Source organism: Pseudomonas sp. CC120222-01a (assembly GCF_003097235.1).
GTDB lineage: Bacteria > Pseudomonadota > Gammaproteobacteria > Pseudomonadales > Pseudomonadaceae > Aquipseudomonas.
Genome location: NZ_QEQQ01000003.1, coordinates 315,546 through 330,424 on the forward strand (window position 1 = coordinate 315,546; position 14,879 = coordinate 330,424).

Genomic DNA, 14,879 nt, shown 5'->3' on the forward strand with positions numbered 1-14,879 from the left:
GGATGGCGTCTGCCTGATATCATCATGTCTATACAAGTAAGGTCAAGTGAAGCTTGCAGGCCATAACAGCCAATCTGTTGCGCAAGGGTTGGCCACAACTGTGCTGGTCCCTGTCCGGAAAATGGCCTTATGCTGTTACGAAATATGTCTAGAACGCCTGAAGAAGGAAGCTGCAATGCCGCTCAAGGACCTGCTGATTGCCCTGGTGGTAATCGTCGCCTGGGGAGTCAATTTCGTGGTCATCAAGGTCGGCCTCGATGGCTTGCCGCCGATGCTGCTGGGGGCATTGCGCTTTCTGCTGGTGGCGTTCCCTGCCGTGCTGCTGGTCAAGCGGCCGAAGCTGCCGTGGCGCTGGCTGATCGCCTATGGCGCGACCATCTCCCTGGGCCAGTTCGCCTTCCTGTTCCAGGCCATGTACAGCGGCATGCCTCCGGGCCTGGCGTCGTTGGTGCTGCAATCGCAAGCGTTCTTTACCCTCGGTTTTGCCGCGCTGTTCCTGGGTGAGCGGCTGCGCCTGGCCAGTGTTTTGGGACTGGTGGTGGCTGCCAGCGGCCTGGCGCTGATCGGCAGTGAAGACAGCGGCCATGTGCCGCTGGTGGCGTTGCTGCTGACCTTGTGTGGCGGGGCCATGTGGGGCATGGGCAACATCATCACCCGCCGTTTTGGCTCGGTGGACCTGGTAGCGCTGGTGATCTGGGGTGGGTTGATTCCGCCGCTGCCGTTCCTGGCCTTGTCGTGGTGGCTGGAAGGGCCGGAGCGCATCGGCCATGCGCTGGCCAATATCAGCTGGAGTTCGGTGCTGGCGCTGGCGTACCTGGCATTCGTTGCCACCATGATCGGCTACAGCCTGTGGAGCAAATTGCTGTCGCGCCACCCAGCGGGCAAGGTGGCGCCGTTCTCGCTGCTGGTGCCGGTGATCGGCCTGAGTTCGTCCGCCTGGTTGCTGGGTGAACGGTTGACGGCGGTGCAGGGCTGGGGCGCGCTGCTGGTGATGCTCGGCCTGTTGGTCAATGTGTTCGGGCCGAAGCTGGGGCAGCGCCTGCGGGCGGCCAGTGCGCAATGAGTTGAAGGGCCTATCGCCACAGGATTATCACCAGCTTCCTGGTGTGCGCTGTACGTGTGGGAGCCGCGCTTGCCAGCGATGGGCTGCAAAGCAGCCCCGGCTTTTCTTCAGAAGGTACTGACGAACACCACCTGGCTGTAGAGATTGCGGTTGTCATTGCCCAGCTGCGTCCCACCTTGTTCCGCACTGCGATCCGGCTGGTACAGGCCCACCAGCGGCACGATCATCAGGTGCTCGTTGATCGTCCATTCCGCATACAGATCCACTTCATGCCCGTCGGCATTGCCCAGGCTGCGGTCGATGGTGTCGAAGTTGAAGCCCAGGATCCCGACCTTCAGCGACGGGGTCGGGCTCACCGTCAGCCCCACTTTCTGGATACGCGCATTGCTGTTGAACGGCCCGGCATAGTTGCCCGCCACTTCACCCTGGAACCAGGTGCCCAGGCCGCGGCCCAGCCCGTAGAACAAGGTGTCATAGCCTTCGGAGAAGCGGCTGTAGCGGTAGCTGATGTTCGGTTGCCACGGCACGTCGGCGAAGGTCCAGCCGGCTTCCAGGTACCAGGCATCCTCGGTGGCGGTGTGCGGTTTGTCCTGCTTGGCGTACTCGCCGGACAGGAACAGGTTCTCTACCCCGGCATTGCCCTGACCGCGCAGGCTGTAGGTCTTCATGCCGTCGCGTTCCAGCTGTTGCGCCGAGGCAAACTCCTTGTCGACGTGGGTGGTGTCGATGTAGGTCAGGCCGACCGTGCCGGCATCGGCCACATGCTCTAGGGTGGCAACGTGCATCTCGGTCTTGGCCTGGGCGCGGTTGTCCGATTGCAGCCACATCAGGTCGCTGCGCCAGCCCTGCTTGCCGCCCAGGCGCAGCACGGCGGTCTTGTCGAAGCTCTTGCGCGCCGCCAGGTAGTAGGCGCCGCCGCGGTTGAACTGGCCATCGGCCAGGCCGTGGCCCACGTTGAGCGAGTCGCCCTGGATCAGGAAGCCATCACCGACCGCGACCATCTGCTTGCCGAACGACAGGTCGATGCCGTCCTCGCCCAGCGCCGGCACCAGGTTGCCGGACTTCCAGCCCAGGTAGGCATCCTCGATCTTGGTGGTGCGTTCGCTGCCGTCGCTGAAGCCGGCGGCGTCGCCATCGCCCCAGGTGCCGGAGCTGAGCAGGGCGAAGGCGCCGTACAGCGAGCCGCTGCCACCCAGGCGCTGGTCGCCGCTCAAGCCGTACTTGATGTAGCCCTCGCGCCACGAGGTGGAGCCGGGCTGGTCGCGGGCGATGGCGTAGCTTTCTTCGCTGTGGAACACACCGAACACGGCCTCCACGTTGGCATTGAGGTGGCGCTCGTCATCGCCGTAGAGCTCCAGCGCGGACGCCTCAAGCGAGACCCCGGCGAGGACTGCGGCCAGGGTGAGACGGAACGGGCGGTGGTGCATGGTCTGGCTTCCTTTGTTATGGGTTTGGCAGAAGTTCCGAAGACATGCCAAGGATCATGCAGGAAGCCTCGCTGCCAGCTTTTGTGCTGGCTGCCAGTTGCCTTTGGCGCCGTGCCAAGCTGATGGTCGGGCTGAAACGCCGAAGGCCCCGTTGCGGGGCCTTCGTGGGTTTGCTCAGCGTGTCAGTTGGCGTGGCGCTTGCGGTACTCGCCGGGGGTCATGCCAAAGCGGCCCTTGAACGCGGTGCTGAAATAGCTCGAGTCGGAAAAGCCCCAGGCATAGCCCAGCGACGAGACTTTCTGGTCCATGGCCGGGTTGCGCAGGCTTTCGGCGCAGAAGTCCAGGCGGCGGTTGCGGATGTACTGGGCGATGACCAGTTCGTGCTTGGCAAAGATGCGGTACAGGCTGCGCATCGAGATGCCCACTTCGCGGGCGATGAATTCGGGGCTGAGGCCTTCGCAGGTGATGTTCTGGTCGATCAGCGCCAGGGCCTTGCGGAACATGCGCTCGTGGCTGCCGGGGATGGCGTCCTGGGCAATGGCGGGGCGCAACACGGTGATCAGGGCATCGAGCACCGCCTGGCTTTCGTGGTTGGCCATGTGCTGGGTGCGGCCGGCTTCGAGCATCATCAGCCGGGCGATGCTGGCCAGGGGCGTGGTGGCCTCGATCCGCCTGGCGCAGGCCACGCCGATGCCACGGGTGCCGCTCTGCACCTGGCTGCGCGGCAGGATCAGCGACAGCTGGCGCGAGCGCTGGTGAAAGTGCATGTCCAGCGGGGTGCTGGCATCGATCAGGGTCAGGTCGCCGGCCTGCAGTTCGATGCAGGTGTCCTGGTGTTCGATGCGCGAGGTACCGGCCATCTGCAGCACGGCGTAGTAGTGGTCGGCACTGCTCGCGCGGATTTCCCGCTGGCCACGGAACAGGTTGACCTGGGTCATGTCGACGATGCTCATGGAGATCTGGCCGACCTGGCACTTTTCCAGCTGGCCGATGAAGCCGGGGTCGAGCTTGCGGCCGTTGAAATGGCCGCAAGCTTCATTGACCTGGCTGAGCCAGGCCTGGAAGTGGTCGTCGGAAACGCGGCTTGCAGGGGTCATGGATGCCTCACGCAGTAGAACTTGACGCGGATCGCTCGGGCGAACTCTTGGTCTTTGGGCTTGCATTACAAATCACTTGAATATTCAAGCAAAAAGCAGGCCCGAAGACCTCCGCGATCAACCTGTACTGGAGGTAAGGCATTGATATAAAAGAGGTAATTAACGCGTTTTGGCAGGTTGCAGCGCACCCGTCATGCGGCAAGCGCCGGGATGGCGCTTCGAAATGTAGCAATGTGAGACAGCAGTGTTTCCACCTGCGCCTCAGGTGTGCGGCACGGCCTTGGCCGCCGGCGTGCCGGCATATTGAGGCTTCAGATGGCCCTGCTCATCGAGCAGATAGGCATCCATGACTTCGCGCACCACCGGCCCAGCAACGCGGCCGCCGGCTTCGCCGTTCTCGATCATCACCGCCACCACCATGCTCGGGTGGTCGGCCGGGGCGAAACCGACGAACAGGGCGTTGTCGCGGTGCCGCTCAAGGGTCTTGTTGCGGTTGTAGCGCTCACCTTGCTTGATCGCCACCACCTGCGCCGTGCCGCTCTTGCCGGCGATGCGGTACTGGGCGCCCGCCGCAGCGGCGCGGGCGATGCCGCGGGGGTCGTGCATGACCATCTGCATGCCGACGTTGACCTGGTCCCAGGCGTGCTTGTCGCGCAGCACGATATCGGGCATCGGGTTGGGGTCGACCGGGGTTTCGCCACCCACGGTCATGGCCAGGTGCGGGCGATGCCACACGCCCTTGCTGGCCAGCAGGCTGGTGGCCTGGGCCAGCTGCAGCGGGGTGACCTGCATGTAGCCCTGGCCGATGCCGAGGATCAGCGTCTCGCCCGGGAACCAGGCCTGGCGGCGGGTGGCGCGCTTCCACGCCTGCGAAGGCATCAGCCCGGGCGCTTCCTCGAACATGTCCAGCGAGACCTTCTGGCCCAGGCCGAACTCGGCCATGTAGTCGTGCAGGCGGTCGATGCCGAGCTTGTGCGCCAGGTCGTAGAAGTAGGTGTCGTTGGAACGCATGATGGCGGTGTACATGTCCACCCAGCCATCGCCGCTGTGGTTCCAGTTGCGATACTTGTGATCGTAGTTGGGCAGTTCGTAGTAGCCCGGGTCGAACACCCGGCTGCCCGGGGTGATCACGCCACTGTCGAGGCCGGCAATGGCCACTTCCGGCTTGACCGTCGAGCCGGGCGCATACAGGCCGCGCAGCACGCGGTTGAACAGGGGCCGGTCGATCGAGTCGCGCAGGGCGGCGTATTGCTTGAAGCTGATGCCCTTGACGAACAGGTTGGGGTCGAAGCTCGGGTTGCTGACCATCGCCAGCACGTCGCCGTTGGCCGGGTCGAGCACCACCACCGAGCCACGGCGGTCGCCCAGGGCCTTTTCGGCGGCCACCTGCAGGTGCGAGTCGATGCTGAGGATGATGTCCTTGCCGGGGATCGGGTCCTTGTGGTTGAGCACGCGCATCACCCGGCCCTGGGCGTTGGTTTCCACTTCTTCGTAGCCAACGTGGCCATGCAGCTGGGCTTCGTAGAAGTGCTCGATGCCGGTCTTGCCGATCGACTGGGTGCCTCGGTACTCGGTGCTGTCGAGGGTCTTGGCTTCTTTTTCGTTGATGCGCCCGACGTAGCCGACCGAATGGGCGAAGTGTTCGGCCAGCGGGTATTCGCGGATGAACTGCGGTTCGACGTCCAGGCCGGGCAGGCGGAACTGGTTGACCGCGATCAGGGCGATCTGCTCTTCGGTCAGGCCGACCATCAGGGTCACTGGCTCGAACGGTTTGCGGCCACGGCGCAGGTCCTTGTCGAACTGCTTGCGGTCGTCTTCGCCGAGGCTGAGGATCTCGGCCAGGCTGTCGAGCACCTTGGCCGAGTCACCGGCGCGCTCGCGGGTCATGGTCAGGTCGAAGCTGGGCTTGTTGTCGGCCAGCACCACGCCGTTGCGGTCGTAGATCAGCCCGCGCTCGGGGGCGATAGGCAGGATGTGCACGCGGTTGTTTTCCGAAACCGCGCTCTGCTGGTCGTGCTGCAGCACCTGCAGCACATAGAGCCGGCCCACGAGGACGGCGCACAGGCTGAACACCAGGGCGGCGCAGGCCAGGAGCCGGCGGTTGACCAGGTGCTTTTCCTTTTCGTGGTCCTTGAGGGGGATCGGTTGCGGCATGGGGGCTCTGTACAGTAGCGGATTCGGCAGGCGAGGGCTTCGCCCTCGTTCGCGGGCACGCCCGCTCCCACAGGTACTGCGCTGATCTTGGGCTTGCGCGGTACCTGTGGGAGCGGGCGTGCCCGCGAATGGGCCGCCCAGCGGCCCCGGGGCCGGCGATGCTACGCAACCCGGCCCCGCGCCTCAAGGCAGGCGCGATCCGACCCCAGTCCCGGATCGCGCATCCACCCCACCATCAGGGCGTTAACGGCCAACATGAAGATTTGTTCATGTGGTTTCAGGTTTGCCGATCAGTGAGCGTGCTCGGCCTGTTTCCTGGCCGCTGCCGGAGCATGCCCGTGGGCCTCATCCACTTCGATGATCGGCACTTCCTTGCCGTCACAGTCGAACAGCTTGCCATCGCGGAAGAAGTCGCCTTCGTTGAGCCAGGCCACGTCGTGGTAGCGCAGGGTCCGCTCGCTGGCGGCGACGAACACCGACTGCTGGTCGGAGTTACCGGCGCGCAGGTGGTTGAACAGCAGGTTGAGCAGGATCGCCATGATCGCCGACGAGCTGATGCCGGAGTGGAAGATGGTCTCGAACCAGCTCGGGAAGTGGTGGTAGAAGCCCGGTGCGGCAATCGGGATCATGCCGAAGCCGATCGAGGTGGCGACGATGATCAGGTTCATGTTGTTGCGGTAGTCCACCTGGGCCAAGGTGCGGATGCCACTGGCCGCGACGGTGCCGAACAGCACCACCCCGGCACCGCCGAGCACGGCGGTCGGCACGGCGGCCACCAGCCGGCCCATCACCGGCAACAGGCCGAGGGTGACCAGGATCAGGCCGGCGCTGGCGACCACATAGCGGCTCTTGACCCCGGTCACTGCCACCAGGCCGACGTTCTGCGCGAAGGCGCTCTGGGTGAACGAGCCGAACAGGGGCGCCAGGGCGCTGGAGATCATGTCGGCGCGCAGGCCGTTGCCCAGGCGCCGGGCATTGACGTCGGTGCCGATGATCTCGCCCACGGCGAGGATGTCCGCCGAGGTTTCGACCATGGTCACCATGATGACGATCAGCATTGACAGGATCGCCGCCAGCTGGAACTCGGGGGTGAAGTGCAGCACCTCGGGCAGTGCCACCGACGGGCCGTCCAGCGCCCGGGAGAAATCCGCCATGCCGAATGCCATGGCCACCAGGGTACCGATGACCATCGCCAGCAGGATCGACAGGCGCGACAAACTGGCGCTGCCCAGCTTGCTCAGCAACAGCACGCAGGCCAGGGTGAATGCGGCCAGGCTGATATTGGCCGTGCTGCCGAAGTCGGCCGCCTGGCTGTTGCCGCCCATGGCCCAGCGTGCCGCTACCGGCATCAGGGTCAGGCCGATGGTGGTGATGACGATGCCGGTCACCAGTGGCGGGAAGAACTGGATGATGCGCGAGAACAGCGGGGTGATCAGCAGGCCGATCAACGACGACACGATCACCGCGCCGAACACCACCTGCAGGCCGTTGGTGCCGTCATTGCCGATGATCGCAACCATGGTCGCCACGCTGGCGAACGACACCCCCTGGACCAGCGGCAGGCGGCAGCCGAAGAACGGGATGCCGAGGGTCTGCAGCAAGGTCGCCAGGCCCCCGGCGAACAAGGAGGCTGCGATCAGCATGCCGACATCGGCCGGCGACAGGCCGGCGGCCTGGCCGATGATCAGCGGCACGGCGATCATGCCGCCGTACATGGTCAGCACGTGTTGCAGGCCGTAGGCGAAGTTGGCGCCAATACCGAGGTTCTCGTCTTCCGGACGAGGTGTAGCGGTAGATGTCATGGTGAGTAGCTCGCTTTTGTTTTTGTTACGCGTCTAACTGCACGGATTCAGTCGCATTCGGGTGGAGCGGGTAAAACGCAGCCGCGGCAAGGCGCGCTGCGCTCTTGCGAGCGCAGCGGCCAGGCCTGTTCGGGTTATTCGCCGCTGACGAGCTGGTAGGCCAGCTGGTTGTGGCGTGCCAGCACGCGGGGCAGGTCGATGGTGGTGATGCGACCATCCTGCACCACCACGCGGCCATTGATCACGCTGGTATCGACGTGGGTCGGGGTGCAGAACACCAGGGCCGCCAGTGGATCATGCAGGGCGCCGGCGTAGGCCACGTGGCCCAGGTCGAAGGCGACGAAGTCGGCGATCATGCCCGGCGCCAGGGCACCGATGTCGTTGCGGTTGAGCACCTTGGCACCGCCCAGGGTGGCGATTTCCAGGGCTTCGCGGGCGGTCATCGCGTCCGGGCCAAAGCCCACACGCTGCAGCAGCAGTGCCTGGCGCACTTCGCCGATCATGCTGGCGCCGTCGTTGGAGGCCGAACCATCGACGCCCAGGCCCACCGGTACGCCGTGGTCGCGCATCTTGCGGATCGGCGCGATGCCCGAGGCCAGGCGCATGTTCGAGCAAGGGCAGTGGGCAACGCCAGTGCCGGTGCGGGCGAACAGCTCGATGCCGTGCTGGTCGAGCTGCACGCAGTGGGCATGCCACACGTCGTGGCCGACCCAGCCGAGGTCTTCGGCGTACTCGGCCGGGGTCATGCCGAACTTCTCGCGGCTGTAGGCGATGTCGTTGACGTTCTCGGCCAGGTGGGTGTGCAGCGATACGCCGTAGTTACGCGCCAGCACCGCAGCTTCGCGCATCAGGTCGCGGCTGACCGAGAACGGCGAGCAGGGCGCCACCACCACGCGCAGCATCGAACCATGGCTGGCGTCGTGGTAGTCCTCGATCAGGCGCTGCGATTCCTTGAGGATGTCGCTTTCCTTCTCCACCACCGAATCCGGCGGCAGGCCACCCTGGCTGCGGCCCACGCTCATGCTGCCGCGGGCGGCATGGAAGCGCATGCCGATCTCGCCGGCAGCGTGGATGCTGTCGTCGAGCTTGCAGCCGTTGGGATAGATGTACAGGTGGTCGCTGGAGGTGGTGCAGCCCGACAGGATCAGCTCGGCCATGGCCGTCTGGGTCGAGACCGAGATCATTTCCGGGGTCAGCCGCGCCCAGATCGGGTACAGGTTGGTCAGCCAGTTGAACAGCTCACCGTCCTGGGCCGCCGGCACCACGCGGGTGAGGCTCTGATACATGTGGTGGTGGGTGTTGACCAGACCCGGGATGACCACCTTGCCGGCCATGTCCAGGATCACGTCGGCGTGCTGCGGCAGCGTATCGCTGGGGCCGACCTGCTTGATCACATTGTCTTCGATGTATAGGCCGCCGCCTTTGATCTCGCGGCGTTCGCCGTCCATGGTGACCAACAGTGCGGCGTTCTTGACCAGGAGGGTCTTGGAGGTGTGTTGCTGAGAAGCTTGCATGGCATGTGCCTGGCACAATACGCAGCGACGATTGCCGATGTCGTAGGCGCACAGACATGCATGTAAGCAAAGTTTGAAATTTTTGTATACAAGAAAATACCGGGGCCCGCAGGCCCCGGTTTCTTTCAGCCCGCTTGCACAGGCGCCTTGCTGGTGCCCTTGCGCAGGCCCATGACACCCCAGGCCAGGCCCAGCACGGCCGCTATCACCGAGCCGGACAACACGCCGAGCTTGGCTGCGCCCAGCGAGGCCGGGTCGCTGTACGCCAGGTTGGCAATGAAGATCGACATGGTGAAGCCGATGCCGGCCAGCAGGCCGATCAGGGTGATGCCGCGCCAGTTGACCTGGGCCGGCAGGCTGCACCAGCCCAGGCGCACCATCAGCCAGCTGACGCTGATGATGCCCAGCGGCTTGCCGACCACCAGGGCCACGGCCACGGCCGTCATCACCCAGTGTGGCCCCGAGGCGGACAGGTCGATGCCCGACAGGCCCACACCGGCGTTGGCCAGGGCGAACAGCGGCATGATCGCGTAGGCCACCCACGGGTGCAGGGCGCCGCCCACACGGGTTACCGGTGGTACCAGTTCACGCTGGGCCAGACGCAGGCGCTTGAGCGGGGCGCTCAGGTCGCCAGTGTCCTGCTCGGGTGCCTTGGCGCGGCCGAGCAGGTCGTTGGTGAAACGCGAGACCGCATCCAGCGGGCGCTCGCCCAACGGCATGGCGGCAACCGGGGTCATCAGGCCGAGGATCACGCCGGCCAGGGTCGGGTGAGCGCCGGTCATCAGCATGCCGATCCAGGTGATGGCGCCGGGGATGACATAGGCCCAGGCCGAGCCGACGCCGATCTTCTGCAGCCCGACCACCAGCAGCAGGCCGATGGCGGCCACGCCGAAGCCGCTGTAGTCGAGGCCACCGGAATAGAAGATAGCGATGATCAGTACGGCGATGATGTCATCGATGATCGCCAGTGCCAGCAGGAACACGCGGATGTTGGACGGGATCGACTTGCCCAGCAGGGCCAGCACACCAACCGCGAAGGCAATGTCGGTAGCGGTCGGCACGGCCCAGCCTTGCTGCTCGGCCGGCGCATGGCCGAACGCCAGGTAGATCAGCGCAGGGACGGCGACGCCGCCCACCGCAGCGGCCATGGGCAGCGTGGCCTGGCGCAGGCTGGACAGGGCACCTTCGTGGATTTCGCGACGGATCTCCATGCCCACCACCAGGAAGAAGATGGTCATCAGGCCATCGTTGATCCAGAAGTGCAGAGATTGCGAGAAGCTCAGCGAACCGATGCCGAAGCTGATCGGCGTGTGCCAGAGGGCGTCATAACTGGCGGCGGCCGGGGAGTTGGCCCAGATCAGGGCGGCAACGGCGGTGATCAGCAGGACGATGCCGCTGACCGCTTCGATGTGCAGGAAACGCTCGAAATTGGCGAAGGCGCGTTGGGCCAGCAGTTGGGCACGCGTCAATTTGGTTTTTTGCATAGGCGCAAGAAATCCCGCTGGCGGCCCGACCGGCGTTGTTCGATTAACCTGCTTCACTGCACATTGCAGCTAGCACCCGGGGGGAAGTCTACCGGGTGGAAGCGTGGAGGCCAAGCGATACCGCCAGGGTTGGCGGGTTTCATGGTTGCTCGGCTTGAATGGGGGCGGTGCGGGATTCCAGGTCCATTTCGGCGGGCCAATTGACCTCGGGGCCGAGGCGGTTGAACGGGTTACGAAAAACTATTTTTCCTTCAGTGTTCGGACTCGGGTTTTCGTCCTTGTTATTGGAAGGGTGGAGGAAGTCGGGAATCGCTTCGGGACCTTGTTGCATGAACAGCCTGACGATGGCCCAGTATTGCTCGCCTTCCTCTATGTCGTCGTAAAAAAACACTCGGTCGATTATTTCGTTGGTGCCCGGTTTGCAAATCGAGATCTTGACTTCTTCCTTGAGCCCACCGTTACCCATGGGAGCATAAATGCGGTAAGCCTCGAGGGTGAGGTCATCCCAGTCGTAAGCCACGGGTATCACGCCCCAGTTTTTTTTGCCGAATGGTTTCAGAAAGTTGAATCTGTACTGGTAAAAATAGACCTTGCGTCGATGCCTGTTGAAACGGATGGGTTCATCTTGAGGGAGGCCAAATTCCATTCGAATATATGGGGTGATAAAGCACGCTATAATGAGGTAAATGAGCATGAAAAAAGAAAGCTGTTTCAATCCGGTTAAGTTTGGTTCCGGAGGGAAATAGTAGAGTGACTGTATTGTTCCGGTTAGCGCGACAGCTGATATCAATATGCTTCCAATAATCCAGTAGCCTCTGGCTTTCAAGGTCGTTCGAGATAGTTCGATATAGTTCTCGTTCATGTCGCTTACAGGTTTAAGTAGGTTTTTGACTTCTAAGTCTAGGGCTGCTTTGATTTGAGGGGAGGGTAGATCGTATTTCCAACCGATACCTCGGCTAGGAGTTTCCATTAATTGTTCTCCTGTGTCGTGAATTCGGCATAAGCCTCAGGGATGCTCCGGTCCGGCCAGTAAGTGATGGTAAGCGAGGCAGACATTATATTATGCCTTCCTGTATCGTGGGTTAATTCAATTTGCCCGATGAGAGTCTTTGCTAAATGGTTGCTTTTCTGTTGTGCATGTGGTCGATCAATTTCGTTGATTGTTAAAGTCTCGGGTTTATAGTCAATTTTATTGATGTCTTTTGAGGGCTTTAGTGATGCCCGCTTGGAGGTGGTTGTCACGAGTGCTGGAGGGAAATGTTCTTGCGAAGCGATGACTTCGCCACCAGTATAATGGGAAGGGCCGCCGTCGCCATGTCTATGAATCAGGAGTGCCCAATGATAACCAGTGGATGAATTGCTAAAGTTGGGGAGCGTTACCCGGAACTTTAGAAATGTCTGCAGGTCGACGGGTACCCCAACTTTGGTGTTGTTTAGCTGGTTTGCAATGATGGTGTCAAATTTTAGGGCTCCTGTTATGCCTAGCGTCACCGCATTGAGTGCCGCAAGCGCGATGTCTGCATGATTGGGAGAGTCCCAATGAATGCGAGGTGTCTCATCGGCCTTCCCGAAGTAACAACGTCTTGCCCAAACCTCCAGTTGTGATGACTCGTTTTTTTCAGCTAATTTATTTAATATGTATGCGGCGAAACTTGATACTATGGCAATTCCTATGGCTTTTAGTGCTAATGGGCTGAGCACTCCGAAGATGCCTGCGATAGTTGAGCTAGCACTGGCCACTGACGCGAAGATGTAGTAGTTGCCAGCTGTCTTGTCCCCTGAACTATATGATCGGCTGGTAGCAGTTATCGCTTTTGCCGTTTCAAAAATTCCTGCTGCAGCGTTAATGATGCCGCCAATTCTGACAATGCTACGGCCAAGAGACATATGGTTGCTTGTGCTCGCCTTGCGCGGCATCAGAAGCCCAACCATCTCTATACCGCCACCGATAATTCCCAGCTTGGCCCCGTACAGCGCCAGCATGGCTTCACCGGCCTTAGGCCCCATCGCCTCCTCTGCATTCTTCAGGTTCTTGCCAAGGCTATCGTTCAATAAATACAGCCCGCCTAGGGACAGCAGCAACTCCCAGCCTTTTCCCGTTCCCCGCAGCCCCGTAAAACTGTCCCGCACCAACTGTGAAGCCTGCCCAGCACTGATTTTCATGCCATTCAGTGTCTTCCGCGCATCCAACTCCAGCGTTCCCGCCGCAACCGTAATGTCCACCATCGCCATCTTTGCGGCATCATTCAGCTGATTGACATTGAGCTTTACCTCCCTGGCCAATCGTTCATGCAGCTCATGCGCCGTACCTTCGACCCAGACGCTGACCTGGATCACGGTGTGCGCCACTTTCGGGTCGAGCACGGCCAGGCTCAGCAGGCCGGTCTGGATGATCGGTTTGACCTTGCGCGCTTCGTTCGGCACGCCGGATTTCAGTTCGTCGAGAGACGGCATCATCTCCGCGCGCGCTTTGGCCAGTTTGTCGCTGGCGCTGTTCTGCATTTCACGCAGGTGCGCGCTCTGCAGGGCGTAGTACTCGCCTAGCTTCATCTGCACCTGTAATTCGATGAGATGCACGCCGTTGTAGACCCGCTGACTGGCACTGTTCAGGTGCCGCACGGCCTGCTGGATGCCGGGATTGAGCAGCGTTTGCAGGCGCTGGCTGGCGGCGTTGACCGATCCCTGCAGTTCGGTGATGGCTTGCTTCACCGAGTCACGCAGCTTGAAGCCGATGTCATCACTGGCGATGAGCTTGCTCAATGCGTTGTAGAGCTTTTCGCTGTCGTTCCAGTTAGTCGGCTCGGTCGCCGAGAAACTTGGCAGCAGCGCTGCCATCAGGGGGCCGTCGCGCAGCATCAAAGCGCGGTACGGTGGGCTGTTCGGGTCCTGCAGCCACTTCAGCCACAGCGCTTCGCTGGTGCCAGGGGCTGGCGGGGACGGTTCGGCGCTGGCGGCGGGCGCTTCGGTGATGCCACCGGTGAGGCAGGCAGCGATGGTCTTGCTGTAACCGATGCCTGATTCGCGGTCCCGGCCGTCGTAGTCGTGCCTTTCGATGAGGGCGAAGGCAGCGCTCTCGTAGAGCTTCGCGTAGGTGCTGGTATGGCGGTCGATGTAGGCCTGGAAGCGGGCTTCCTCTTGCTCATACTCCGCCTGGAACGCCGCACGCCGAGGTTCGTCATAGCGCTCCTCGAGCTTTTCGTCGCTCTCTTGCTGGCGCATCTCGACCACGCGCTGACGCTCCACTTCGGGATCGGTGAACACGGGCGGCCCGTCACCGGTCTGTGCCTCGAACGTGAACACTTTCTGTGCCGCCCATTCGCGCTGGGTGGCGCGGATGATCTGCAGGATTTGCGACGTCTGCAGCTGGTAGGCGCGCAGCGGGTCTTCGCGCCAGGCCTGGCGCTTGACCACCCAGTTCAGGCGCTGGTGGTTGTACTCCTGGATCAGGCCGACGGTGTCGTCGAGTACCACCGCCAGCACGCCGTTTTCCAATTGATGGCGGGCCATGGCGTTGACCACATAACCGCGCAGGGCTGTCTTACGCAGGAACCGACTATGGAAGCCATGGGCGCTGTCGAACGGGCCGTTCAGTTGCTGGGCGTATTCGAACACCTGACGGTCAACCTGGAGGTTGTCAGGAGTCATGGCCAGGCCCAGCAGTTCGGGGTGTTTGCGCGCTTGGATCAGGTCCAGGCCCTCGAAGCGATGCGCAGGCGCCTGGCCAGTTTTGTAGGCCTGCAGCACGCTGCCCGGCCAGGGATCGCTGGAGAAGGCCAGCCAGGCCGAACCGTAGGTGTCGGTGTCGATGTTGAGGAAGGACGAGGGGATGTCGTGATCCTCATGTACACAGTGCTCGGGAAGGGACGGTGGCGGTCCTGGATTAGGTTCGTAGGGGTTGAAGCGGCGCAGGTGGCCTTGCGCGGTGACTTCGTAGGCATGCCAGATGCGCTGGTCGAGCAGCACATAGAGGTATCCGCTGCGCAAGGTGCGCAATCCCATCCGGGTTTGCGTAGCGGGGTCGCTGGCGGGGTGGGTATCGGGGACCACGGCTCGGCGCAGGGGGAGGATGGGCAGGCCCTGACGTTGGCAGGCTTTGCAGGGGGTGAGAAGAAAGTCGACTTCAGCGACTGCATTGGCAATGTCTTGAGTGATGCTCATGGAAATTCCTCGTCTAACAGCTTGCGGCGCTCGAGCCGCAATTCTGATTAGTATCTGGAGTTGGCTTTTGGAACTAATCTGAAGCCAAAACACTAGCGAGGAATCAATTCGTTGTGAAACTTTAGGTTTCCTAAAATATTGTAGGAAAAGTTACTGCCGTAGAGACTTTTCATTATCTTG

9 protein-coding genes are annotated in these 14,879 nt (G+C 62.2%); 1 reads left to right on the forward strand and 8 read right to left on the reverse strand.

Going from position 1 to position 14,879, the window contains the following annotated elements; genetic code table 11:
- Positions 1–175 precede the first annotated feature (175 nt).
- Positions 176–1,063 carry an EamA family transporter gene (locus N430_RS06965; RefSeq protein WP_110633850.1) on the forward strand — a complete coding sequence of 296 codons (888 nt, stop codon included), beginning with the start codon at positions 176–178 and terminating at the stop codon, positions 1,061–1,063.
- 107 nt (positions 1,064–1,170) lie between these two features.
- Here the strand turns inward: N430_RS06965 and N430_RS06970 are convergent, their stop codons facing one another.
- The 8 genes from N430_RS06970 to N430_RS07005 all read right to left on the reverse strand — a co-directional run bounded on the left by N430_RS06970 (position 1,171) and on the right by N430_RS07005 (position 14,699).
- Positions 1,171–2,490 carry a hypothetical protein gene (locus tag N430_RS06970; protein ID WP_110633847.1) on the reverse strand — a complete coding sequence of 440 codons (1,320 nt, stop codon included), beginning with the start codon at positions 2,488–2,490 and terminating at the stop codon, positions 1,171–1,173.
- 182 nt (positions 2,491–2,672) lie between these two features.
- The gene (gene feaR / locus N430_RS06975) at positions 2,673–3,587 is read right to left on the reverse strand and encodes a transcriptional regulator FeaR (RefSeq protein ID WP_110633844.1); all 915 of its coding nucleotides are present in this window, start codon (positions 3,585–3,587) and stop codon (positions 2,673–2,675) included.
- A 261-nt stretch (positions 3,588–3,848) separates the two neighbouring features.
- Positions 3,849–5,741, reverse strand: coding sequence for a penicillin-binding protein 2 (mrdA, locus tag N430_RS06980; RefSeq protein WP_110633840.1), 1,893 nt, complete (start codon positions 5,739–5,741; stop codon positions 3,849–3,851).
- Between the two features lie 290 nt (positions 5,742–6,031).
- Positions 6,032–7,543 (reverse strand): nucleobase:cation symporter-2 family protein, encoded by a 1,512-nt coding sequence (locus N430_RS06985; RefSeq protein ID WP_110633836.1) that lies wholly within the window; start codon positions 7,541–7,543, stop codon positions 6,032–6,034.
- A 134-nt stretch (positions 7,544–7,677) separates the two neighbouring features.
- Positions 7,678–9,057 carry an 8-oxoguanine deaminase gene (locus tag N430_RS06990; protein ID WP_110633832.1) on the reverse strand — a complete coding sequence of 460 codons (1,380 nt, stop codon included), beginning with the start codon at positions 9,055–9,057 and terminating at the stop codon, positions 7,678–7,680.
- Between the two features lie 125 nt (positions 9,058–9,182).
- Positions 9,183–10,541: a Na+/H+ antiporter NhaA gene (gene nhaA, locus N430_RS06995; protein WP_110633829.1), complete on the reverse strand. Its 1,359-nt coding sequence runs from the start codon at positions 10,539–10,541 to the stop codon at positions 9,183–9,185.
- A gap of 139 nt (positions 10,542–10,680) precedes the next feature.
- Positions 10,681–11,511, reverse strand: coding sequence for a DUF6708 domain-containing protein (locus N430_RS29685; RefSeq protein ID WP_256592100.1), 831 nt, complete (start codon positions 11,509–11,511; stop codon positions 10,681–10,683).
- Positions 11,511–14,699 (reverse strand): T6SS effector BTH_I2691 family protein, encoded by a 3,189-nt coding sequence (locus N430_RS07005; RefSeq protein WP_110633826.1) that lies wholly within the window; start codon positions 14,697–14,699, stop codon positions 11,511–11,513. Before N430_RS07005 ends, N430_RS29685 begins: the two co-directional genes overlap by 1 nt.
- Between the last annotated feature and the right edge of the window lie 180 nt (positions 14,700–14,879).